This is a genomic window from Stenotrophomonas maltophilia group sp. Smal17, from assembly GCF_030237045.1.
Classification (GTDB): domain Bacteria; phylum Pseudomonadota; class Gammaproteobacteria; order Xanthomonadales; family Xanthomonadaceae; genus Stenotrophomonas; species Stenotrophomonas forensis.
Genome location: NZ_JASJSU010000065.1, coordinates 1 through 22,032, shown reverse-complemented (window position 1 = coordinate 22,032; position 22,032 = coordinate 1). Strand labels below are relative to the sequence as shown.

At 68.2% G+C, this 22,032-nt stretch carries 20 protein-coding genes; 8 read left to right on the top strand and 12 right to left on the bottom strand.

Annotation, left to right across the window (positions count from 1 at the left end):
- Window positions 1-161: 161 nt before the first annotated feature.
- From QRO93_RS15540 to QRO93_RS15530, 3 genes are all read right to left on the bottom strand, one after another.
- On the bottom strand, window positions 162-1,322 hold the full coding sequence (locus QRO93_RS15540) for an MFS transporter (RefSeq protein ID WP_180878988.1): 1,161 nt from the start codon (window positions 1,320-1,322) through the stop codon (window positions 162-164).
- 190 nt (window positions 1,323-1,512) lie between these two features.
- Window positions 1,513-2,262: a TerC family protein gene (locus QRO93_RS15535; protein WP_053512148.1), complete on the bottom strand. Its 750-nt coding sequence runs from the start codon at window positions 2,260-2,262 to the stop codon at window positions 1,513-1,515.
- 33 nt (window positions 2,263-2,295) lie between these two features.
- Window positions 2,296-2,691 carry a diacylglycerol kinase gene (locus QRO93_RS15530; RefSeq protein WP_008268574.1) on the bottom strand — a complete coding sequence of 132 codons (396 nt, stop codon included), beginning with the start codon at window positions 2,689-2,691 and terminating at the stop codon, window positions 2,296-2,298.
- 213 nt (window positions 2,692-2,904) lie between these two features.
- Here QRO93_RS15530 and QRO93_RS15525 point away from each other — a divergent pair, with 213 nt between their 5' ends.
- Entirely contained in the window at window positions 2,905-3,606 is a 702-nt protein-coding gene (locus tag QRO93_RS15525) for an SGNH/GDSL hydrolase family protein (protein ID WP_180878990.1), read from the top strand.
- Between the two features lie 134 nt (window positions 3,607-3,740).
- Here the strand turns inward: QRO93_RS15525 and QRO93_RS15520 are convergent, their stop codons facing one another.
- The 3 genes from QRO93_RS15520 to QRO93_RS15510 all read right to left on the bottom strand — a co-directional run bounded on the left by QRO93_RS15520 (window position 3,741) and on the right by QRO93_RS15510 (window position 6,614).
- Window positions 3,741-5,012, bottom strand: a complete 1,272-nt coding sequence (locus tag QRO93_RS15520) for a HAMP domain-containing sensor histidine kinase (RefSeq protein ID WP_004154275.1) — start codon at window positions 5,010-5,012, stop codon at window positions 3,741-3,743.
- Between the two features lie 156 nt (window positions 5,013-5,168).
- Window positions 5,169-5,882 (bottom strand): response regulator transcription factor, encoded by a 714-nt coding sequence (locus QRO93_RS15515; protein ID WP_002811889.1) that lies wholly within the window; start codon window positions 5,880-5,882, stop codon window positions 5,169-5,171.
- 87 nt (window positions 5,883-5,969) lie between these two features.
- Window positions 5,970-6,614: an arylesterase gene (locus tag QRO93_RS15510; protein ID WP_053448831.1), complete on the bottom strand. Its 645-nt coding sequence runs from the start codon at window positions 6,612-6,614 to the stop codon at window positions 5,970-5,972.
- 75 nt (window positions 6,615-6,689) lie between these two features.
- On the opposite strand from QRO93_RS15510, the gene QRO93_RS15505 reads away from it, so the two are divergent.
- Both QRO93_RS15505 and QRO93_RS15500 read left to right on the top strand, forming a co-directional pair.
- Window positions 6,690-7,337 (top strand): ABC transporter ATP-binding protein, encoded by a 648-nt coding sequence (locus tag QRO93_RS15505; protein WP_049456916.1) that lies wholly within the window; start codon window positions 6,690-6,692, stop codon window positions 7,335-7,337.
- Window positions 7,334-9,850, top strand: a complete 2,517-nt coding sequence (locus QRO93_RS15500) for an ABC transporter permease (RefSeq protein ID WP_180878992.1) — start codon at window positions 7,334-7,336, stop codon at window positions 9,848-9,850. Before QRO93_RS15505 ends, QRO93_RS15500 begins: the two co-directional genes overlap by 4 nt.
- A gap of 350 nt (window positions 9,851-10,200) precedes the next feature.
- Here QRO93_RS15500 and QRO93_RS15495 read toward each other — a convergent pair whose 3' ends face one another.
- From QRO93_RS15495 to QRO93_RS15475, 5 genes are all read right to left on the bottom strand, one after another.
- Window positions 10,201-11,136 (bottom strand): DUF6607 family protein, encoded by a 936-nt coding sequence (locus QRO93_RS15495; protein ID WP_008265376.1) that lies wholly within the window; start codon window positions 11,134-11,136, stop codon window positions 10,201-10,203.
- A 68-nt stretch (window positions 11,137-11,204) separates the two neighbouring features.
- Window positions 11,205-11,804, bottom strand: coding sequence for a hypothetical protein (locus tag QRO93_RS15490; RefSeq protein WP_053448828.1), 600 nt, complete (start codon window positions 11,802-11,804; stop codon window positions 11,205-11,207).
- Between the two features lie 4 nt (window positions 11,805-11,808).
- On the bottom strand, window positions 11,809-14,001 hold the full coding sequence (locus QRO93_RS15485; protein WP_404830610.1) for a TonB-dependent hemoglobin/transferrin/lactoferrin family receptor: 2,193 nt from the start codon (window positions 13,999-14,001) through the stop codon (window positions 11,809-11,811).
- 153 nt (window positions 14,002-14,154) lie between these two features.
- A complete protein-coding gene (hemP, locus tag QRO93_RS15480; protein ID WP_005412278.1) occupies window positions 14,155-14,349 on the bottom strand; it encodes a hemin uptake protein HemP in 195 nt (64 codons plus the stop codon).
- Between the two features lie 217 nt (window positions 14,350-14,566).
- A complete protein-coding gene (locus tag QRO93_RS15475; protein WP_180878994.1) occupies window positions 14,567-15,538 on the bottom strand; it encodes an aldo/keto reductase in 972 nt (323 codons plus the stop codon).
- Between the two features lie 193 nt (window positions 15,539-15,731).
- On the opposite strand from QRO93_RS15475, the gene QRO93_RS15470 reads away from it, so the two are divergent.
- Both QRO93_RS15470 and QRO93_RS15465 read left to right on the top strand, forming a co-directional pair.
- On the top strand, window positions 15,732-17,030 hold the full coding sequence (locus tag QRO93_RS15470) for a NupC/NupG family nucleoside CNT transporter (protein ID WP_180878996.1): 1,299 nt from the start codon (window positions 15,732-15,734) through the stop codon (window positions 17,028-17,030).
- Between the two features lie 25 nt (window positions 17,031-17,055).
- Window positions 17,056-18,021: a ribokinase gene (locus QRO93_RS15465; RefSeq protein WP_049456910.1), complete on the top strand. Its 966-nt coding sequence runs from the start codon at window positions 17,056-17,058 to the stop codon at window positions 18,019-18,021.
- A 53-nt stretch (window positions 18,022-18,074) separates the two neighbouring features.
- On the opposite strand, the gene QRO93_RS15460 is transcribed toward QRO93_RS15465, so the two are convergent.
- A complete protein-coding gene (locus tag QRO93_RS15460) occupies window positions 18,075-19,241 on the bottom strand; it encodes an MFS transporter (RefSeq protein WP_238581851.1) in 1,167 nt (388 codons plus the stop codon).
- 115 nt (window positions 19,242-19,356) lie between these two features.
- Between QRO93_RS15460 and QRO93_RS15455 the strand changes: the two genes are divergently transcribed.
- The 3 genes from QRO93_RS15455 to dusB all read left to right on the top strand — a co-directional run bounded on the left by QRO93_RS15455 (window position 19,357) and on the right by dusB (window position 21,929).
- Complete coding sequence (locus QRO93_RS15455; protein WP_180878998.1) at window positions 19,357-20,274, top strand: LysR family transcriptional regulator; 918 nt, start codon at window positions 19,357-19,359, stop codon at window positions 20,272-20,274.
- 80 nt (window positions 20,275-20,354) lie between these two features.
- Window positions 20,355-20,786, top strand: coding sequence for a hypothetical protein (locus QRO93_RS15450; protein ID WP_180879000.1), 432 nt, complete (start codon window positions 20,355-20,357; stop codon window positions 20,784-20,786).
- A 147-nt stretch (window positions 20,787-20,933) separates the two neighbouring features.
- Complete coding sequence (dusB, locus tag QRO93_RS15445; protein WP_053451243.1) at window positions 20,934-21,929, top strand: tRNA dihydrouridine synthase DusB; 996 nt, start codon at window positions 20,934-20,936, stop codon at window positions 21,927-21,929.
- Window positions 21,930-22,032: the final 103 nt, after the last annotated feature.

Here is a 22,032-nt window from a genome sequence, read left to right as displayed (position 1 = left end):
AGCGGCATGGATGCCGCGACCAAGCCCCCATGGATGGGTTTACGGCGTCCCCCTCAACCGGACCCACCCCGCCATCCCACGGAATGCCAGCTGTTGCTGTTGCCGTTGCTGTTGATTGCAGCGGGTGCAGGGCTGCAAGCCCTGCCGGAACCCCATACCCCTCAGCAAGCCTCGGCCACCGCAGCGCGCGGACGCCCCAGCCACGCCAGCAGCAACCCCGATGCCGCCAGCAACCCACCGGCCACCGGCACCGCCGCATAGCCCAGCCCCGAGCTGATCACCGCGCCACCCAACGCGGCACCCACCGCATTGCCCAGGTTGAACGCACCGACATTGATCGACGACGCCAGCCCCGGCGCCTCGCTGGCAGCCTCCATCACCCGGATCTGCAGCGGCGGCACGATCGCGAAGGTCGCCGCGCCGAACAGCAGTACACCCAGCGCCGCCGTGGCGTGGCTCATGAAGGCCAGCGGCAGCACGAACATCAGCACGGCAAGGACCGCCAGCAGGATCCGCGTGGCGCCATCCAGCGACCAGTCGGCCATGCGCCCGCCGATGCCGTTGCCGAAGGTGAAGCCGATGCCGATCAGCGCCAGCGACATCGCTATGAAGGCGTTGGAAGCACCCGTCAACTCGGTCAGCACCGGCGCCACGTAGGTGTACAGCGTGAACATCGCACCGGCACCGAGCACCGTGGTGCCCATCGCCAGCAGCACCTGCGGCTGCAGGATCGCCTTCAGTTCCCGGCGCACGTCCGGACGAGGCCCGGGTGCCGACGCCGGCAGCGCGAAGCCCAGCGCGGTGATCGCGGCCAGGCCCAGCACGGCGGTGCCGGCGAAGGACAGGCGCCAGCCCAGCTGCTGGCCGACCCAGGTCGCCAGCGGCACGCCGCCGATGTTGGCGATGGTCAGGCCCATGAACATGGTGGCCACGGCGGCAGCCTGCTTTTCTTTCGGCACCAGGCTGGCGGCAACCACCGCGCCGATGCCGAAGAAGGCGCCGTGGTTGAGGCTGGTGACCAGCCGCGACAGCAACAGCAGGCCGTAGTTCGGGGCCAGCGCCGACAGCAGGTTGCCGACCACGAAGATCGACATCAGCAGCATCAGCGCGGTGCGCCTGCCGAACCGGCCCATCAGCAGGGTCATCACCGGCGCGCCCAGCATCACGCCCACGGCATAGGCCGTGATCAGCATGCCGGCAGTGGGGATGTTCACGCCGACGCCGTCGGCAATGACCGGGAGCAGGCCCATCGGGGCGAACTCGGTGGTACCGATGGCGAAGGCGCCGACGGCAAGGGCCAGCAGAGCGGCTCGGGAATTCATGGCGGGTTCCTGCGTGGGGCAGGCCTTGGGAAGAGAGCGCGTAGCCTGCGCGCATCGTCCTGCCGGATTAAGCCCCGCAGCGGGGAAACACTGTTGCCCCCACTTCACAAGTTGTGCGTTCGCCGCTTCTGTAGAGCCCGGCCCTGCAACGAAGAACCCCCGGCAGTGCCGGGGGTTCTGGATCACGCGCTTACCAGTTGCCGGCGCCCGGCACGTTGTGTTCGCGTGCGCGGCGGCGCATCAGCAGGTTCAGCCACTCCACCAGCACCGAGAAGCCCATCGCGGCGTAGATGTAGGGCTTGGGCACGTGCACGTCCAGGCCGTCCAGGATCAGTACCGCGCCGATCAGCAGGATGAAGGCCAGCGCCAGCATCTTCACCGTCGGGTTGGCGTCGATGAAGCGGCCCAGCGGGTTGGCGGCCAGCAGCATCACCATCACCGACAGCAGGATGGCGGCGACCATCACCGGGATGTGGTCGGCGATGCCGACGGCGGTGATCACCGAGTCCAGCGAGAACACGATGTCGATCACCGCGATCTGCGCGATGACGTAGCCGAACACGGCCGAGGCCTTGGTCGTGCTGGGATCTTCATCCTCGCCGCCGCTGATCAGTTCCTTGATCTCCATGAAGCCCTTGATGATCAGGAACAGGCCACCGACGATCAGCACCAGGTCGCGGATGGAGATGCCCATGCCGGCCACGGTGAACAGGTTGGCGGCCATGTGCGCCAGATAGGCCAGCGACACCAGCAGCGCGATACGCGTGATGCACGCCACCGCGATGCCGAGCTTGCGTGCGAACGGGCGACGTTCTTCCGGCAGCTTGCTGACCGCGATGGAAATGAACACCAGGTTGTCGATGCCGAGCACGATTTCCAGCGCACTCAGGGTGAACAGGGTCACCCAGGCATTGGGGTCGGCGAGGAACTCAAAGGACATGGAAACTCTTCAAGGCAGTGGGGGAATGGGGTTTCAGCCGTAGCTGCCGGCCAGCGCGTGCGGAACCACGACCAGCGCCCAGCACAGCAGGACGTTCATCATCAGCACGAACACCGCCGCCGAACCCATGTCCTTGGCGCGGCCGGCCAGTTCGTGGATTTCGCTGCCGTAGCGTTCGATCACCGCCTCGATGGCCGAGTTGGCCAGCTCCATCGCCAGCACCAGCAGCATCGAGCCGATCATCAGCGCGCGTTCGACCGGGGTCTGGCCCAGCCAGATCGCGACCGGGGTCAGCACGATCAGCAGGTAGACCTCCAGCCGGAACGAGGACTCGTGCAGCCAGGCGGCGCGAAGGCCCTGCCAGGACCAGCGGGCGGCCTGGAAGATGCGGCGCGGGCCGCGCGGCAGGTGGCCGAACTGATCAGCCACGGGAGGAAGATCCAGCAACAGGAACGCGGCGCAGCGACCGCTCAGACGCACGGCAGGGAATCATGGGTGCACAGGAATAGGCAGATGGCGGCCATTTTGCCACAAGGCCGCCAGCCATACCCCCGGCGACCCGGCCGAATGGCCTGCCAACGGCAAGCACCCGGCCGGCCCCTGCTCCTATGATGGAGGCTTCCTTCCCCGCTGGAGCGCCTGATGTCCCGTCGCCGTACCTGCCTGCTGATGCTGGGCCTGCTGACCGCCGCACCGCTGGCCCAGGCCCTGAGCCCGGCCCGGCCGCCGCAGGTGCCCGAACAGGTCTCGAACGTAGCCTGGGCGGGTGACATGGCCCGCTTCGCCAGCGCCGACCAGGCCAACCCGCCGCCGCGCGGTGGCATCGAGTTCATCGGCAGCTCCTCGATCCGCTTCTGGGAGAGCCTGGCCACCGACTTCCCCGGCCAGCCGGTGTTCAACCGCGGCTTCGGCGGCTCGGAAGTGCGCGACAGCACCTGGTACGCCGACCGCATCGTGGTGCCGTATGCGCCATGCAAGCTGTTCTTCTACGCCGGCGACAACGACCTCAACAGCGGCCGCACTGCCGTGCAGGTGCGGGACGATGTGGTCGCCTTCGTGCAGCGCGTGCATCGCGACCTGCCGAAAACGAAGGTGGAATACCTGTCGATCAAGCCGAGCCCGTCGCGCGCGCACCTGCTGCCGGCGATCAACGAGGCCAACGCGCTGATCAAGGCTGCCCTGGCAAAGCTGCCCAACACCGGCTTCACCGACATCTATACGCCGATGCTCGGCGCCGATGGTCAGCCGGATGCGACGCTGTTCCGCGAAGACATGCTGCACATGACCCCGGCCGGCTACGCGATCTGGACCAAGGCGGTGGCGCCGAAGGTGAAGTGCGATTGAGGCAGGCGTGTGCCGGAGGGCACCACGCGCACGCGCTCCGGTAGATGCCAACCTTGGTTGGCATGAATGCGTCCACCTGCATCCAGTGAAAGCGCCGACCAAGGTCGGCGACTACCGAGGTAGCAAGCGGCGCGTCAGCGGAAAATGACCGTCGCCTCGGTGCCCTGCCCCGGCTCGCTGGCCAGGCTGACCTTCCAGCCGAAGCGGTCGCACAGCCGGCGCACGATCGACAGGCCCAGGCCGGTGCCCTGCGGACGGCTGGGCTCGGCGCGGTAGAACGGCTCGAACGCCCGCGACAGTGCCTCGGCGGACATGCCGATGCCGGTGTCGCGCACCACCACCCGGTCGTTGAGCACATGCACGTCGATGCGCCCTTCGTCGGTGTAGCTGCAGGCGTTGCGCACCAGATTGCTGACCACCACCTGCAGCACCCGTGGCGGCGCGTGCAGCTGCACCGGACCATCGCTGTGCAGGTGCACCGCCACCGGGCGCGTTCCCAACAGCTCGTTGGCGTTGTCCACTTCATAGCGGACGATGTCGTTGACATCGAACAGCTCGATCTGCGGCTCGACATCGGCCTCGCGGGCCAGGATCAGGAACGCATCGATCACCGCTTCCATGTCACGGCCGGCGCGCTGGATGCGCTGCAGGCTGCGACGCAGGCGCGGCTGCAGCGTTTCATCGCCCAGTGCCATGTCACTGGCCACGCGGATCACGGTCAGCGGCGTGCGCAGTTCGTGGCTGGCATCGCGGGTGAAGTTGCGCTCGCGCGCCACATGCGCGCTGACCCGGTTGGCCAGCGAATGCAGGGCGGCCGCCAGCTGCCGGGTCTCGCCCTGCATGTCGGCCGGCAGTTTGTTCGGCTCCAGATCGGCCGCCTCGGGGTGGCCAGGGTCCCAGCGCGACACGCGCCGCGCCAGCCAGTTCACCGGCGACACCAGGCGCTTGGAGGCGCGGTAGGTCACCCAGCTGGCGCCATACACTGCCAGCAGGGTCAGCAGCACCGGCACGATGCCGAACCAGAACGCCAGCATTTCCGCACGCGAGCGCAGGAACACCAGGTACAGGCGGCCGGCTGGGCGCACATCGACCAGCACCAGCTGGTCGTCCTTGGGCAGTTCGTGGAAACCGGGTTCCAGGTTGCGCAGGTTGGCCGGCAGCGACAACGCCGACTGCCCGCTTTCCAGCAGGTAGCCACGGATGTTCTGGGTGTTGGGTGGCGGCTGTACCGGCGAGGCCTCGTGCAGCGTCCAGTAGTACGCCGCTTCCTCGCGCAGGGCGGCGCCGACCAGGCTGTGCTTGATCACCAGCGAGACCAGCCAGGCACCGAGCAGGATGCCCAGGCTGGCCAGCACTGCCTGCAGGATGAAGGCGATACGGATCTTGCGCGGCAGGCCGTGCGGCATTGCGGGGTCCCGGTCAGAGCGCTGCGATTATAGGCAGCGCGCCGCGCCGTGCGGGTGCACGGGCGATAACCGGCGGCAACGCCAGCCGGTCATCCCCTGCCCTCGTTCATGGCCATGCCCCGGCCGGGCCTGCTGCTGCACCGGCGCGGGCCCCGATCAGGCCATCGGCTGGGCGATATCGGCAATGCGGTAGCCGGCACTCTGCACGGTGTGCAGCAGCGGACGGTCGAACGGCTTGTCGATGATCTTGCGCAGGTTGTACAGGTGGCTGCGCAGGGTGTCCGAATCCGGCAGGCCATTGCCCCAGATCTCGCGTTCGATCTCCTGGCGGGTGACCACGCGCGGCGATTCGCGCATCAGGATGGTCAACAGGCGCAGGCCGATCGGCGAAAGCTGCAGCTCGGTACCGGCACGGGTGGCACGCATGCTGACCGGATCGAGCACCAGGTCGGCGACCTTGAGCACTTCCGAACCGACCTGGCGACGCTCGCGGCGGATCAGCGCGCGCAGGCGGGCCTCCAGTTCCTGGATCGCGAACGGCTTGGTCAGGTAGTCATCGGCGCCGAACCCGAGGCCGGTGAGCTTGTCGTCCAGCGTGTCGCGTGCCGTGAGCATCAGCACCGGGGTGGACTTGCGCGCATCGTTGCGCAGGCGACGGCACACTTCGATGCCATCCAGGCGCGGCAACATCAAGTCGAGCACCACGACGTCATAGCTGTTTTCCGCCGCGAGGCGGTAGCCATCCAGGCCGTCCTGTGCATAGTCGACCTCGAAGCCGCGACCTTCCAGGTATTCCCCGATCATCTCGGAGATGTTGCGGTTGTCTTCGACCACCAGCACCAAGCCGGAGGTCTCCTTCGTCTGACGCATGTGATTCCCTCTAACTTCAGCTTTGTGAAACATGCCGGATCGACGGTGGACGCGATGTGAAGTTCCGTCAAGAGGTCATCAATCGGTTCAGAGCAGCGGCCTGAGCAGTGGCCAGACGTTGTCCAGCACCTTCGGTTGCGCCTGTGCCGTGGGGTGCAGGCCATCGGCCTGCATCATGCCCGGCTGCAGGGCCACGCCCTCCAGCAGGAACGGCAGCAGCGGCACCTTGTACTGCGTGGCCAGCGCCTTGTAGGCGGCCGCCAGGCGCTGGCGATAGGCCGGCCCGTAGTTGGGCGGCACGTCGATGCCCAGCAGCAGCACCCGGGCGCCCGCCTTCTGGCTGGCCTGCACCATTTTCTCCAGGTTTCCCTGTACCTGCGCCGGGGTCAGCCCACGCAGCGCGTCGTTGCCGCCCAGCGCAATCACCACCACGGTCGGCTTCTCCTTCGCCAGCAGGCCCGGCAGGCGGGTCAGCGCGCCGGCGGTGGTCTCCCCGCTCATGCTGGCGTTGACGATGCGTGCCGGCGTTTTCGACTGCTGCCTGACCCGCTGCTGCAGCAGGCTGACCCAGCCGGCGTCGGCGGGGATATTGTGGGCGGCACTGAGGCTGTCGCCGAGTACCAGCACGGTGCCCGCCGGACCTTTGGCACAGGCCAGCCCGGGCAGCAGCAGGAACCCTAGCAGCAGCACCATCATCGCGCCGGCTCGCCGGCTCCATCCCGTCTTGCGCATTGGAGTCTCCTCATCGACAGCCTGTCCCCCCGCAGCGCGCCCGTCGCCATCGCCGTCGACCAGGTCGGCAAGTCCGTGCAGGGCCCGGAGGGTGAAGTCCACATACTGGACAACATCACCCTGACCGTCCATGAAGGCACCAGCGTGGCCATTGTCGGTGCCTCCGGTTCCGGCAAGACCACCCTGCTCGGCCTGCTGGCCGGGCTGGACCTGCCCAGCCGCGGCAGCATCGCGCTGGCCGGCCAGGATCTGGGCCGTCTCGACGAGGAAGCCCGCGCCCAGCTGCGCGCACGCGAGGTCGGCTTCGTGTTCCAGAGCTTCCACCTGCTGCCGGCGCTGACCGCCGCCGAGAACGTCGCGCTCCCGCTGGAGCTGGCCGGCCGCGAAGACCGGGTGCGGGTGGACGAAGTGCTGGCGCAGGTCGGCCTGGGCCATCGCGCCCGTCACTACCCGCGCCAGTTGTCGGGCGGCGAGCAGCAGCGCGTGGCCCTGGCACGCGCCTTCGTCACCCGCCCGCGCATCCTGTTCGCCGACGAACCGACCGGCTCGCTGGACCACGCCACCGGCCAGCACATCAGCGACCTGCTGTTCGAACTCAACGCCGGCAGCGGCACCACGCTGGTGCTGGTCACCCACGACCTGCGCCTGGCCCAGCGCTGCCAGTACATCCACCGCATCGACGACGGCCGCCTGCTGCCGGTCGAGCGCGGAGCGGCAGCATGAACCTGCTGCGCCATGCGTGGCGCGCGCTGCGCCGCGAGGCGCTGGCCGGCGACCTGCTGACCGTGTTCGCGGCCTTGGTGCTGGGCGTGGCGGTGATGACCGCGGTCGGCACCCTGGTGAACCGGGTCAACCTGGCCCTGACCGGCAGTGCGGCGGAAATGCTCGGCGGTGACCTCGGCATCGCCGGGCGCGACGACCCGCCGCAGGCCTTCGCCGAAGAAGCACAGCGGCGCGGACTGGCCTACACCCGCATCGCCAGCTTCGGCAGCGTGCTGTTCCACGGCGAGGCCAGCCAGATGGCCAGCATCAAGGCGGTGCAGGCCGGTTATCCGCTGCGCGGCGCGCTGCGGGTACGGGCCACGCCCGGCGGTGCGCTGATCGCCGACGCCGGCATGCCCGCCAGGGGCCAGGCCTATGCCGATCCACGCCTGCTGCAGGGGCTGGGGCTGAAGGCCGGTGATGACCTCGAGTTCGGCGCCGGCACGCTGCGCATTGCCGGCATCATCGAGGCCGAGCCGGATGCCGGCGGTGACCTGCTCACCCTCTCGCCCACCCTGCTGGTCAACCGCGCCGATGTGGAGGGCACTGGCCTGCTCGGCCCGGGCAGCCGCATCAACTACCGGCTGATGTTCGCCGGAGCGGCCGATCAGGTGGCCGGGCTGCGCCAATGGCTGCTGCCGCAGGTCAAGGGCCTGCGCCTGCTGAGCGTGGACGACACCCAGCGTGGCGTGCGCCAGGCGTTCGACCTGGCCGGGCGCTTCCTCGGCCTGAGCGCGCTGCTGGCGGTGCTGCTGGCCGGCGTGGCAACCGCGCTGGCGGCCAACCGCTTCGCCCTGCGCCGCATCGACCAGGTAGCGATCCTGCGCTGCCTGGGCGCACGCCAGCGCGACATCCTGTTCGGCCTGGCACTGCAGCTGCTGATGCTGGCGGTGCCGGCCTGTGCGCTCGGCATCGGCCTGGGCATGGCCGCGCAGGAAGGCCTGGTGCAGGTGCTGGGCAGCCTGGTGCCGCAGCGCCTGCCGCTGCCGGAAGCGATGCCGGCGCTGACCGGTGCCGGCATCGGCCTGTTGCTGCTGTTCGGCTTCGGCCTGCCTCCGCTGCTGCGCCTGCGCGGGGTGCCGCCGATGCGCGTGCTCAACCGCTCCTTCGCCGCGCTGCCACCGGCATCGCTGCTGGCCTATGTCGCGGCGCTGGCGGCCAGCCTGCTGCTGGCGGTGCAGGTCACCGGCGACCTGAAGCTGGCCCTGTGGGTGCTGGGTGGACTGGCCGCACTGGCAGTGGCCGCCGGTGTGGTCGGCTTCGTGCTGCTGCAGCTGCTGCGCGGCCTGCAGCACCGCCTGCATGGCAACTGGCGACTGGGCCTGGCCGCGCTGACCCGGCGCCGCATGCTGGCGGTGATGCAGCTGGTCGGGCTGTCGCTGTCGCTGTGCGCGCTGTTGCTGCTGGCGGTGACCGGTCCTGGCCTGCTGCAGCAGTGGCGCGAGCGGCTGCCTGCAGATACGCCGAATTACTTCCTGATCAACATCCAGCCCGAACAGCGTGACAGCGTGCTGTCCGCGCTGCGCGGATTGGGCGCCAACGATGCAAGCATCGAACCGATGGCCACCGGCCGCCTGATCGCGATCAACGGCAAGCCGCCGCTGCGCGTGGACCGCACGCCGGAACAGAACGGGCAGCCGGCATCCGGCGAAGCCCAGCGCGACGACGATGACGAGAACCGGCCGTTGAACTTCAGCTGGCGCAGCAGCTTCCCGCCGGCCAACACGCTGGTCGACGGCACGTTCTGGACGGCCGACAGCACGGCGCCGGAAGCGTCGGTGGAGATCGGCTGGGCCAAGCGTTACGGGGTGGCCAGCGGCGACCGCATCAGCATTGCCGTCGGTGAACAGGAGCGCGAATTCACCGTCACCAGCGTGCGCAAGGCGGACTGGAACACGTTCCGACCGAACTTCTTCGTGCTGCTGAACCCCAACGCGGTGGGCGACACCCCGCACAACCTGCTGTCGGCGTTCCATCTGCCGGCCGGCAAGGCCGCCGGGCTGGGTGAACTGGTGCGCGCGCAGCCGAACCTGTCACTGCTGGACGTGGATGCGGTGATCTCGCAGGTGCGCGATGTGATGGAGCGGGTGGCGCAGGCGGTGCAGCTGGTGATGGTGTTCAGCCTGCTGGCCGGCGTGCTGGTGCTGCTGGCCGCGCTGCAGGCCACGGCCGGCGAGCGCCGCTATGACAGCGCGGTGCTGCGCACGCTGGGCGCGACCCGGCGCCAGCTGCGCGGTGCGGTGCTGGTGGAATTCGGCGCACTGGGCACGTTGGCGGCGCTGCTGGCGGTGGGCGCGGCGGCGGCCATCGGCGTGGCGGTCTCGCAGAAGGTGTTCGAGCTGCCGTTGTTGCCGCCGTGGCCGGGCCTGCTGCTGGGCGGCGTGGTCGGCATCGGGCTGAGCCTGCTGGCCGGCTGGTGGGGCACGCGACGCATCCTGCATGCGCCGCCAGCCCTTGCCTTGCGCGAAGCTTGACGCTGCTTCGGATCGGAGAGCGTGCCGAGCAAGCTCGGCACCTACTAAAGCGCAGGACTAGTAGATCCACGCCATGCGTGGATGCGGCAAAGAGCGTGCCGAGCAAGCTCGGCACCTACCAAAGCGAAGGACCGGTAGATCAACGCCATGCGTGGATGCGGCAAAGAGCGTGCCGAGCAAGCTCGGCACCTACTAAAGCGCAGGACTAGTAGATCCACGCCATGCGTGGATGCGGCAAAGAGCGTGCCGAGCAAGCTCGGCACCTACCAAAGCGAAGGACCGGTAGATCCACGCCATGCGTGGATGCGGTGCCGGGCGCGCCCGGCACCTCACCGGAACCGCGGCGGCGATCAACCTTCCTTCGGTGCCTTTTCCACGTACTTGGCGAACACTTCGTCGATCTGTTTGTCCTTCACCTTCTTGCCGGCCTGGATCTCTTCGGCCTGGGTGAACAGCGGGATGATCATCGCCATGCCGTCGATCTTGGTCTTCAGGTGCACGCCCGGGGCCTGGCCGAGGAAGCCGTCCCAGCGCTGGCGCACCTTCGCCCAGTAACCGGCGGTGGCCTTCCAGTAGTTGCGGGCCGGGGTGAAGTCGATCTCGGTGGTCTTCACGTAGTCGTTGAAGCCGAACTCGCGCGCGATCTCCACCTGGCTGCCATCGGCATTGCGCTGCACCTTGGTGTTGAACTGCTCGTGGGTCCAGCCGTTCGGGGTCAGCGTGTGCCGGTTGATCACGGCCAGCGCGTTGTAGTCGCTGCGCTTGGTGTACTCGCGACGCGGCAGCGGACGCCAGCTCAGGTCGCTGGTCCAGCTCGGCACGTTGTTGCTGTAGGTCCACTTGCCGGTGCCGCAGTAGCGCGGTGCGTCGCTCACTTCATACACGCACTGGGTCCACGCCCCCTGGTTGGTCGCCGCCGGAATGGTGCGCACCTGCCAGGTCTGGTCGGCACTGAACTCGAAGCGGTTCGGCGCTTCGTACACCCAATCCTGGCGCCAGTGCTTGGTGATGTGGCCGCTCTTTTCGTCCAGCAGCAGGTGCTGCAGCACGATGCGCTTCGGCGTGTCTTCCACCACGATGACCACTTCGTTGCCGCCGCTGCGCATCGCCGGCGCGCGCTCGTAACCGGGCTTCAGCAGCACGGTCTCGTCGAAAGCGAAATCCACGGTGTACTCGCCCTGCATGGCGAGGATGCTGTCATGGTCGCGGGCGATGTCGGAGGGCTGCGCGCTGGCCACGCCGCTGGCGGCGAGCAACAGCAGGGCGCTGGCTGTCTGGAACTTCATCGGGGTCTTCCTTCAGGGTTGCAGGTTTGTTGAGAGGCCATCCGTGGCCGACAGGCGTTCCATCAGGTTCAAAGACGGATCAGCGGCAGGTCGCCGGGTATCCGCGGGGCCGGTCGCCGCGCGGCGTCGGCGCAGCAGCAGTCGTCGATTGCCAGCTCGCCTTCGGCGCCTTCCAGGCGAGCGATGCGGCGCGCGGTGGCGGCGCCCAGCGAGGACAGGGTCGACAGGCTGGCGGCCAGGGTGCGGCCATCGTCGGCCGCATGCAGGCGCAGCGCGCACAACCGCCAGCGCTGGCCACCGAGGTGGCCGGCCAGGCGTCGCCACAGCCGCTCGCCGACACTGCCGTCGCTGTCGTGCTGCGGGCCGGGCGGCAGCGCGGCCACCAGCCGGTCCCAGGCCAGGAAATCGCTGTCCGGCAGCAGGTACAACCGCCACACGCAGCGGCCGCGGCCATCGAGGAAGCACAGGCTTTCGCGCAGGCCCTCGCTGTCCACGCCCTGGCAGGCATGCACGCGCACCGCCTGGCGCCAGCCGCCCAGTTCGTTGCCGTCGGCGTGGTACAGGCACAACACGGTGCCGAGCGTGGCCAGCTGTGCCGGGGTCGGCCAGGCCGCACCGTTCGGTGCGGCGATGGAGTCGTTCCTGCGTGCGGACAATGCTCGGCTCATGAGGTCACCAGGAAACGGCAAGGCTGGCGGAGAAGGTGCGGCCCGGGCTGGTATAGCGGTCCAGCACACGGCTGGTCGGCAGCAGCGTCGAACCGACGTTGGACCAATCGATGTAGCGCTTGTCGGCCAGGTTGAACACGCCGACATTGAAGGTCGCGCCCGGCGCGAAGTTCCAGTGCGCCATCAGGTCGGTCACGCCGTAGCCCGCCGGGCGATAGGCCGTGGTGCTGGCCAGCCGGTCCTTGCGCTTGACGAAGGTGCCAGCCAGCTCGACACCCCAGGTCTCGGTGTCGTACATCAGGCCGACGGTGCCGCGCAGCGGGTCGACCGAATCCAGCGGCGTGTCTTCGGTCTTGTTGTCGCCACGCGACCAGGCCACCGCACTGCGCAGCGCCCAGCCCTGCAGGGCCGGGCTGATCTGCCCGAAGTCGACACCGGCCTTCAGTTCGGCGCCGTAGATGCGCGCGTCGGCGATGTTGCGCGACTGGAACACCATCAGGCCCTGTGCGTTGGTGCCGACCAGCGACTGCGACTCGATGAAGTCCTTGTATTCGTTGTAGTAGCCACTGACGCTGACGTAGGCGGCCGGCGACAGGAAGCGCAGGCCCAGCTCCATGCCATCACTGGTTTCCGGCTTCAGGTCCGGATTGGGAATGGCGGTGTAGCCGAAGGCGAAGTTGGTGAAGCCGAGGTTGACGTCGTTGTACGGCGGCGAACGGAAGCCATGCGAGTAGCCGGCGAACAGCGACCATTCGTCGGTGAAGCGATAGACCATGCCCAGCTTCGGCGAGACACTGGTCTTGGTCAGCTTGGCCACCGGCACGCCGGGATTGTCCTCGGCAAAGATGTTGTCCACCTCCGGCTTCAGCTCGTAGCGGTCAACGCGCACGCCCGGCACCAGCGACAGCTTGCCGCCGGCCATGCGCATCTCATCCTGCGCGTAAAGGCCCAGCTCGGTGGTCTTGCTGATCGGGAAATCGCGCACCGGGAATGCATCCGGCAGGATGGTGGTGCTGGTCTGGCCGTTGGCCAGCACCTGGAAACCATCGCGCTTCTGGCGGATTTCGGTACGTGCGCCCTCGAAGCCGTAGGTCAACGCGTGTTCGACGCTGCCGGTGCTGAAGGCCTTGTTGAACTGCGCCTGCAGGCCGTACACGCGCTGGTCGAAAGTGAACTCGCGGTGGCGACGGCTGCGGTTGGCGCGGTCCTCGTCGGTGACCTGGGTGGTCTCGCTGTTCTGGCTGTACACCTGCCAGTGCAGGCTGTCGGCAAAGCCCTTGTCCAGCGCATCCATTTCATGGGCGAACGACACGCGGGTGCGGTTCTGCTTGTCGCGCGCCTTCATGCCGGTGGTGGTGGTGCGGTCGATCGACGACAGCACGTTGGTCTCGGTCTTGTCTTCGTTGCCTTCCACGGTCAGGCGGAAACGCTGGTCCTCGCTCGGCGCGTAGACCAGCTTGGCCAGGCCGCTGCGACCATCGCGGTCCTGCGGGTTGGGCGCAGTGCGGGTGTTGTCGAGGCTTCGCACGTCACCCTTGTTGACGGTTTCCTGGCCCTGGCGATGGTTGATGTTGACCATGCCGCTCCAGTGCTCGCCACCGAAGGCGGTGGTGACGCCGCCAAGCAGGCCCTTCCACTCGCCGTCATAGCCGAACTTCAGGCCGACGTAGCTGTCCTTGCCGTCCTTCAGGTAGTCGGCCGGATCCTTGGTGACGAACGCGACCACGCCGCCGAGCGCGTCCGAGCCATACAACGAGCTGGCCGGACCGCGCACGATCTCCACGCGCTTGAGCGTGTCCAGGTCGGTGAAGTTGCGGTTGGCATTGGAGAACGAACCAATGTTGAAGCTGGTCGGCATCGCGATGCCATCGGTCTGCACGCGCACGCGGTTGCCGTCCAGGCCACGGATGCGGATGCTGCCGAGGCCGAAGCGGGCCGCGCTGCGGTTGACCGACAGGCCCGGCTCGTAACGCAGCAGGTCCTTGATGTCCTGCACCAGGTGCCGGTCCATCTGCTCGCGGTCGATCACATCGACCGTGGCGGCCACATCACTCACCGCACGCTCGGTGCGGGTGGCGGTGACCTGCACGCGATCAAATTCGCGCGCGTCGGGCGCGGCGTTGGCAGCGGCGGCAGCATGGGCGGACAGCGGCAGGGCCATCCAGACAGCAAGGCAAAGGGCGGTATGGCGGGTCATCGGTTTCGTTCGGTCAGGCAAGGGAACCCCCGGTTACCGGCACACCCGGAGGATGCGCGCGATAGACCGAGGGGGAGAGAGCGGGCGCGGACGGGTCGCCCACCCTGTCGGCGTTGCCGGCAGGAGGGAGGGAGGCGGGCGACCAGGCCGCGGTTACTTGGTCAGGATCAGCTTGTCGTTGCTGGTGTGCCGCAGGCGATAGAAGCGGTCGCCGTGCTGGATCAGGATTTCACGACGGCCCTTGAGCAGGGCTTCGCTGTCGATGACCTCTTCCGGCGGAACGACGCGGACCGGACGATCGCGGAGGGTCAGCGTTTCGGGGCGCAGCAGTACAGGTTGAGCATTCATGAGCATCTGGACTCGTGCGAGGGACGAGTTAAATGATAATGATTCTCAGTTGACAATCAACAACCATTCTCAATTTGATTGATGAGATTAATGATCGAATCCGGAAATTCGATAGCTTCTATCAATCAAAATGGCGTGGCGCTTTTGTAGAGTCGAGCCCTGCTCGACTGCTCTCCCAGGGCCGGAGTCGAGCATGGCTCGACTCTACAAAGGGCAGTCAGGCGAAGACGGCTTCGACCTGGGCCCAGCCGGCGGCATCGACCTGCTCCAGCACCTCCAGCGCCTGCAGGTTCTGCAGCAGCTGGCTGACCCGGCTGGCGCCGAGGATCACGCTGGAGACGTTCGGGTTGCGCAGGCACCAGGCAATGGCCAGGGTGGCCGGGGACTGGCCCAGCGCACGCGCCACCTCGCTGAAGCGGCGCACCTGGCCCAGCCGGGCCTCGGCGTCCGCCCCCAGCACCATGTCCTGCAACCACTCCATGCCCGGGCGGCCCAGCCGCGCATCGGCCGGGATGCCCTGGTCGTACTTGCCGGTCAACAGGCCCGAGGCCAGCGGCGAGAAGATGGTGGTCCCCAGGCCGGCACGCGCATACAGCGGTGCGTACTCCAGCTCTACCCGCTCGCGGTGCAGCAGGTTGTACTGCGGCTGCTCCATCGACGGTCCCTGCAGGTTGTGCGCCTCGGCGATGTCCAGCGCCTGCTGGATCTGCGCGGCCGACCACTCCGAGGTGCCCCAGTAGAGGATCTTGCCCTGCCGCACCAGCGTGTCCATGGCGTGCACGGTCTCGGCGATCGGGGCGTCCGGATCCGGGCGGTGGCAGTAATAAAGGTCCAGGTACTCCACCCGCAGGCGCTTGAGCGCGGCATGGCAGGCATCGGTCACATGCTTGCGCGACAGGCCGCGCTGGGTCGGCCGCGGGTCCTTGGCGCTGCCGAAGAACACCTTGCTGGACACGCAGAAACCGTCGCGCGGCAGGCGCAGGTCGCTGATCACGTCACCCATCACCTGTTCGGCGCGGCCGTTGGCGTAGCCCTCGGCGTTGTCGAAGAAGTTGACACCGTGGTCCCAGGCGGCCGCCACCAGGTTGCGCGCCTCGTCGCGCGGAATCTGGTCACCGAAGGTCACCCAGGCACCGAAGGACAGGGCGGAAATCGGCAGGCCGGTGGAGCCCAGGCGACGGTATTGCATGCGAATCTCCTGCTGCGGGCCCGCATCCGGGCCGGGATCGAGCCTCATTCTACCTGCCGCTGCCGGCCGCAACCCCTTGCCGTTGCTGGCCTGATCGGTACCGATGGACGCCTGCACGTTGCTTTTCCTTGCCCCGGCCCCGGCCCTGCACTAGGCTTCCCGTTTTTCGCGACGCCCCAGGGGAGTCACTCACATGGTCGAAGGTTTGGGCAGGATCGGCTTCGGCCTGTTCGGGTTGGCGGTGCTGATCGGCATCACCTGGTTGTTTTCCAACAACAAGCGCGCGGTTGACTGGAAGCTGGTTGCCACCGGTATCACCCTGCAGATCGCCTTCGCGGCGCTGGTGATCCTGGTGCCGGGCGGGCGCGACGTGTTCGATGCGCTGGGCCACGGCTTCGTCAAGGTGCTGAGCTTCGTCAACGAAGGCTCGGGTTTCATCTTCGGCTCGTTGATGGACACCAAGAACTACGGCTTCATCTTCGCCTTCCAGGTGCTGCCGACCATCATCTTCTTCTCGGCGCTGATGGGCGTGATGTACCACCTGAACATCATGCAGGCGATCGTGCGCGTGATGGCATGGGCAATCACCAAGGTGATGCGCGTGTCCGGTGCGGAAACCACCAGCGTCTGCGCCAGCGTCTTCATCGGCCAGACCGAGGCGCCGCTGACCGTGCGCCCGTACATCGCCAAGATGACCCAGTCCGAGCTGCTGACCATGATGATCGGCGGCATGGCCCACATCGCCGGCGGCGTGCTGGCGGCCTACGTGGGCATGCTCGGCGGCGGCGACCCGGTGCAGCAGGCGTTCTACGCCAAGCACCTGCTGGCGGCCAGCATCATGGCCGCGCCGGCCACCCTGGTCGTGGCCAAGCTGCTGATTCCGGAAACCGGCACCCCACTGACCCGCGGCACGGTGAAGATGGAAGTGGAGAAGACCTCCAGCAACATCATCGATGCGGCCGCGGCCGGCGCCGGTGACGGCCTGAAGCTGGCGCTGAACATCGGCGCGATGCTGCTGGCCTTCATCGCCCTGATCGCACTGCTGAACGCCCCGCTGACCTGGCTCGGCGAAGTGACCGGCCTGGCGGCTGCGATCGGCAAGCCGACCAACCTGTCGACCATCTTCGGTTACGTGTTGGCCCCGATCGCCTGGGTGATCGGCACGCCGTGGGCCGATGCCACCACCGTCGGTTCGCTGATCGGCCAGAAGGTCGTGATCAACGAATTCGTCGCCTACACCGAGCTGTCGCAGATCGTGAACGGCCAGGTGGCCGGCGTGAGCCTGTCCGACGAGGGCCGCCTGATCGCCACCTACGCGCTGTGCGGCTTCGCCAACTTCAGCTCGATCGCGATCCAGATCGGCGGCATCGGTGGCCTGGCCCCGGAACGTCGCCACGACCTGGCCAAGTTCGGCCTGCGCGCGGTGCTGGGCGGTACCATTGCCACCTTCATGACGGCGACCATCGCCGGCGTGCTGACGCACTTCAGTTGAACCCTTGGTTGAGAAAAGATTCCCTATGAGCAGCAGTGTCGTTGTCGTCGGTTCCTTCAATGTCGATCACGTGTGGCGGTGCGAGTCGCTGCCGGCACCGGGTGCGACCATTGCCGGCCGCTACAGCACCGGCCCCGGTGGCAAGGGCTTCAACCAGGCCGTGGCGGCCTGCCGCGCCGGCGCCGACACGCACTTCGTGTGCGCGCTGGGCGATGACGCCGGTGGCGCCACGGCACGCGAACTGGCCGCGCACGATGGCTTCGGGCTGATCGCCGAAGCCAGCAGCGAGCCGACCGGCACCGCGGGCATCTACGTCGACGCCCGCGGCCGCAACACCATCGTGATCGGCCCGGGCGCCAATGCCGCGCTCAGCACCGACTTCCTGCACCAGCAGCAGGCGCTGCTGACCGGCGCCAAGGTGGTGCTGGTGCAGCTGGAATCGCCGGTGCCGACCATCGAAGCGGCGCTGGCCACCGCGCGCGAGGCCGGTGTCACCACCGTGCTCAACACCGCGCCGGCCGATGCCCCCTCGACCATCGGCCTGCTCAAGCTGGCCGATGTGATCACCCCGAACGAGACCGAGTTCGCCGCCCTGCTCGGCCGCCACGTCGGTGAGCGCGTGGACGCCAACGACGTTGCCGCGCTGGACGGTGCCAGCCTGCACGCGCTGTGCCGCAAGCTGGTCGGCAACGGTACGGTGGTGGTGACCCTGGGTTCGGTGGGCGTGTTCGTCTCGCATGCCGAAGAAAACCTGCGCGGCGATACCCAGCCGTACTACCGCGTGGGTGCCGAACAGGTGCAGGCGATCGACACCACCGGTGCCGGCGATGCCTTCAACGGTGCGCTGGCCGCGTCGCTGGCGCAGGTGGCCGATGCCCCGTTCGCGCGCCATGTGCGCTTCGCCAACCAGTTCGCTGGCCGTTCGACCGAGAAGGAAGGCGCCGCTGCAGCGATGCCGCGCTTCACCCCGGCCGACGCAGAAGTGAAGTAGATCCACGCCCTGCGTGGATGAACGAGCCCGGGCATGCAGATGCCCGGGCTTTTTCATGGTTCCTCCGCACGCCGCAACAGCCGCCCCGCTGCTATCGCCAGCAGCGCCACGCCGGCAGCCACCATGCCCAGCGAGCCCAGGCCCCAGCGCTCGATGGCACCGCTACCGAGCAGCGCGCCCAGCCCGATACCGGCATTGGCCGCCGACACGTTCAAGGTGCCGGCCAGCGCCTGGGCCTGCGGCGCCGCACGCATCACCCGTACCTGGCACAGCGGGAACAGCGCGGTATGCGCCACGCCCCACAGCGCCAGTGCGATCAACGCCCACGCGCCGTGTAAGGTCAGTCCAATGCTGCCCAGCACGCCCAGCGCCAGCACTGCGCAGAACACCAGCGTCGCGCCCAGTGGTGCACGATCCACCCAACGCCCGCCCAGTGCATTGCCGAGCAAGCCGACCGCGCCGAAGCCCATCAGCCACCAGCCCACCTGCGCGGCGGGAACCTGCAACAGGCGTTCGAGTACATCGGCCAGATAGGTATAGGCGGCGAACATCGCGGTGAACACCAGCACCGACAGCAGCACGTTGCCGAGCAGCCAGGGCTGGCGCAGCACGCGTGCCTGCTCGCGCAGCGCGCGACGCGGTCCGGCCTCGGTGTCCGGCATCCACAGCGCCAATGCCACCGACATCAACAGCGACAAAGCGGCCAGCAACCAGAAGCTGCCGCGCCAGCCGATGGCGTCGGCGGCCAGCGTCCCCAGCGGGATACCGAACAGCATTGCGGCGGTGATGCCCAGATACACCCGCGCCACTGCGCGCCCGCCCTGCCCCGCAGGTGCCAGTTGCGCGGCGGTTTCACTGGCGGTGCCCCAGAACACCGGCAGCGCCAGTGCCGGCAGCACCCGTGCCAGCGCCAGCAGCCACGGCTGCGTGGCCATCGCGGCCAGCGCATTGGAGCCGGCGAACAGCAGCAGGATGGCCACGAACAAGCGGCGCCGGTCGACGTGTGAGAGCAGCGCGGTCAGGGGTGGCCCGGCCAGCATCACGGTGAACGCAAACAGGGTGACCAGGTAACCGGCTCGGGCGATGCCCAGGCCGAGGTCGCGCGCCAGGGCCGGCAGCAGGCCGACGATCAGGAACTCGGTGGTGACGATGACGAAGGCGGACACCGCCAGCAGAACGACCGACAGGCCTGCGCGGACGTTGCCGTGTGCAGCGGGCATGGGGGAATCGAGGGAGGCCATGTAAGTGGGTGCAGGAACAGGGGCCGCCAGCCTATTTCCTCCCCGGGTTCCTATTACTGCTATGTTTTCCACCCATTCCGGACAGAATTTCCCAATGCTTCCCACCGAGCGCCTGCGCGGCATCGAGGCCTTCGTCGCCACCGCCGAGGCCGGCAGTTTCACCACTGCCGCCGAGCGCCTGCACCTGACCAGCTCGGCGGTGGGCAAGACCATCGCGCGGCTGGAGGCGCGACTGGGCGCGCGGTTGTTTGAACGCAGCACCCGACGCTTGCGCCTGACCGAGGCCGGCGAAGGTTTCCATCGCACCTGCGTGCGGGTGCTGGGTGAGCTGGCCGATGCCGAATCGGTGCTGGCCGCGCACGCCGATGCGCCGGTGGGCCGCCTGCGCGTGGATGCACCGGCCACCTTCGGCCGCCTGAAGGTCTGGCCGCTGCTGCTGCAGTTGGCCGACGAATTTCCGCACCTGCGGCCGCAGGTGACCTTCAGTGACCGCTTCATCGACCTGGCCGAGGATGGTATCGATCTGGCGGTACGCATCGGTGGACCGGAGCCACTGCCGGCCACGCTGGGCAGCCGCCTGCTCGGCCATGAACGACTGCGCTTCTGTGCGTCCCCGGCCTACCTGCAGCGACAGGGGCTGCCGGCATCCGCTGCCGAGCTGGCCGACCATGATGGCGTGCTGTTCGGCCGAGCCGACGGCAGCGTCGGCCCGTGGCAGGTCGCCGATGCCGGCAAGCGCAGCGCTCCGCTGCAGGCCCGCGCACGGTTGGTGGTCGGCAGCGCCGAGGCGCAGCTGGCAGCGGTCGAGGCCGGCTTCGGTATCGCCCAGTTGGCCTCCTGGCTGGTCGACGACGCATTGGCACGCGGCAGCCTGGTGTCGATCCTGCCGGCGCTGGACTGCCCCGGCCTGCCGTTGCGCCTGCTGTGGCCGCAGGGCCGGCAGCGGCTGCCGCGCGTGGACGTGGCACTGGACCGGCTCGGCGCCGGCCTGCGGATCGATCCCGCACGGTGACCCGGCTGCGGCCACCTGTCGCATTGCCCATGCAGCGCCCCTCGCCCACCATCCGCGCAGCTTCCTTGCTCGGGCAGGACATGGACGGATTCCCCTGGTTGCTGGCTGCCGCCGCCGGTAGTGCCATTGCGGCCCTGTTGCATATCGGCTGCATCGCCTTCGGCGCTCCCTGGTACAGATGCTTCGGTGCTGGCCCACGCATGGTCCGGCTGGCGCAGGCCGGGCATTGGTGGCCGCCGCTGATGACTGCCGGCATCACCGCCGTGCTGGTGGGCTGGACCCTGTATGCCCTGGCCGGCGCCGGCTGGCACTCGCCACTGCCGGCCAGCCGCTGGGTGCTGCCCGCCATCGCTGCAGTGTTGCTGCTGCGCGCGGCGATGGGCTTCGGCCTGGCGCTGTTCCGCCCCGGCTACAACGGCGCGCGCTTCTGGGCGATCAGCTCGCTGGTCTGCCTGGGTCTGGGGCTGGCCTTCGCCGTGGGTACCCGGCAGGCCTGGCAGAGCCTGGGTTAGCCGGCCACGATCACCCGCCCCTGGGGGCGGCGGAAGCAACCGTCAAGCATCTGCTGATGCCGGTACGGCATGAGGTCGGTGCCGATCGGCCTGAACCGGACCGCGCCCGACACGGCCGTACCGCCGCCCGCGCCCTACAATGGGCGCATGCAGATCGGCCCGTACACCATTGCCCCCAACGTCGTGCTGGCGCCCATGGCCGGCGTCACCGACAAGCCCTTCCGCCTGCTGTGCAAACGGCTGGGCGCGGGCCTGGCCGCCTCGGAAATGACCATCAGCGACCCGCGCTTCTGGAACACGCGCAAGTCGATCCACCGCATGGACCATGACGGCGAACCGGCACCGATCAGCGTGCAGATCGCCGGCACCGAGCCGCAGCAGCTGGCCGAGGCTGCGCGCTACAACGTGGACCACGGCGCGCAGATCATCGACATCAACATGGGTTGCCCGGCCAAGAAGGTGTGCAATGCCTGGGCCGGCTCGGCGCTGATGCGCGACGAGCAGCTGGTGGCGCGCATCCTCGAAGCGGTGGTCAACGCGGTGGACGTGCCGGTCACGCTGAAGATCCGCACCGGCTGGGACTGCGACCACCGCAATGGCCCGCTGATCGCGCGCATTGCCGAGGACAGCGGCATCGCCGCGCTGGCCGTGCATGGCCGCACCCGCGACCAGCATTACACCGGCCAGGCCGAGTACGGCACCATCGGCGAGATCAAGGCCGCGCTGCGCATCCCGGTGATCGCCAACGGCGATATCGATTCGCCGCAGAAGGCCGCCTTGGTGCTGAAGCAGACCGGCGTGGATGCGGTGATGATCGGCCGCTCCGCGCAGGGCCGGCCGTGGATCTTCCGCGAGGTGGCGCATTACCTGGCCACCGGCGAGGAACTGCCGCCGCCGTCGCTGGCCGAGGTGCGCGACATCCTGCTCGGCCACCTGCATGCGCTGCATGCGTTCTATGGCGAACCGCAGGGCGTGCGCATCGCGCGCAAGCACCTGGGCTGGTATGCCAAGGACCGGCCGGAGAATGCTGCCTTCCGCGCGGTGGTCAACCGCGCCGAAGACCCGCAGAGCCAGATCGCGCTGACCACCGAGTACTTCGATCGCCTGATCGCGGGGGAACCGGCGATGCCTTCCGCCGCCTGACTGCGCCAGCCGCCTCGTAACCTGCCCGCCTGCCTTGATCCGTAGAGTCGAGCTTGCTCGACTGGCTTTCCCGAACAGTCGAGCAAGCTCGACTGTTCGGGAA

Coding starts and splice junctions, on each gene's coding strand:
- QRO93_RS15510 (WP_053448831.1), bottom strand. CDS start 6,614: ATGCGCAAGACGGGATGGAGCCGGCGAGCCGGCGCGATGATGGTGCTG.
- QRO93_RS15540 (WP_180878988.1), bottom strand. CDS start 1,322: ATGAATTCCCGAGCCGCTCTGCTGGCCCTTGCCGTCGGCGCCTTCGCC.
- hemP (WP_005412278.1), bottom strand. CDS start 14,349: ATGAATGCTCAACCTGTACTGCTGCGCCCCGAAACGCTGACCCTCCGC.
- QRO93_RS15495 (WP_008265376.1), bottom strand. CDS start 11,136: ATGAAGTTCCAGACAGCCAGCGCCCTGCTGTTGCTCGCCGCCAGCGGC.
- QRO93_RS15450 (WP_180879000.1), top strand. CDS start 20,355: ATGGACGGATTCCCCTGGTTGCTGGCTGCCGCCGCCGGTAGTGCCATT.
- QRO93_RS15475 (WP_180878994.1), bottom strand. CDS start 15,538: ATGCAATACCGTCGCCTGGGCTCCACCGGCCTGCCGATTTCCGCCCTG.
- QRO93_RS15525 (WP_180878990.1), top strand. CDS start 2,905: ATGTCCCGTCGCCGTACCTGCCTGCTGATGCTGGGCCTGCTGACCGCC.
- QRO93_RS15465 (WP_049456910.1), top strand. CDS start 17,056: ATGAGCAGCAGTGTCGTTGTCGTCGGTTCCTTCAATGTCGATCACGTG.
- QRO93_RS15535 (WP_053512148.1), bottom strand. CDS start 2,262: ATGTCCTTTGAGTTCCTCGCCGACCCCAATGCCTGGGTGACCCTGTTC.
- QRO93_RS15490 (WP_053448828.1), bottom strand. CDS start 11,804: ATGAGCCGAGCATTGTCCGCACGCAGGAACGACTCCATCGCCGCACCG.
- dusB (WP_053451243.1), top strand. CDS start 20,934: ATGCAGATCGGCCCGTACACCATTGCCCCCAACGTCGTGCTGGCGCCC.
- QRO93_RS15500 (WP_180878992.1), top strand. CDS start 7,334: ATGAACCTGCTGCGCCATGCGTGGCGCGCGCTGCGCCGCGAGGCGCTG.
- QRO93_RS15520 (WP_004154275.1), bottom strand. CDS start 5,012: ATGCCGCACGGCCTGCCGCGCAAGATCCGTATCGCCTTCATCCTGCAG.
- QRO93_RS15460 (WP_238581851.1), bottom strand. CDS start 19,241: ATGCCCGCTGCACACGGCAACGTCCGCGCAGGCCTGTCGGTCGTTCTG.
- QRO93_RS15470 (WP_180878996.1), top strand. CDS start 15,732: ATGGTCGAAGGTTTGGGCAGGATCGGCTTCGGCCTGTTCGGGTTGGCG.
- QRO93_RS15455 (WP_180878998.1), top strand. CDS start 19,357: ATGCTTCCCACCGAGCGCCTGCGCGGCATCGAGGCCTTCGTCGCCACC.
- QRO93_RS15515 (WP_002811889.1), bottom strand. CDS start 5,882: ATGCGTCAGACGAAGGAGACCTCCGGCTTGGTGCTGGTGGTCGAAGAC.
- QRO93_RS15485 (WP_404830610.1), bottom strand. CDS start 14,001: ATGACCCGCCATACCGCCCTTTGCCTTGCTGTCTGGATGGCCCTGCCG.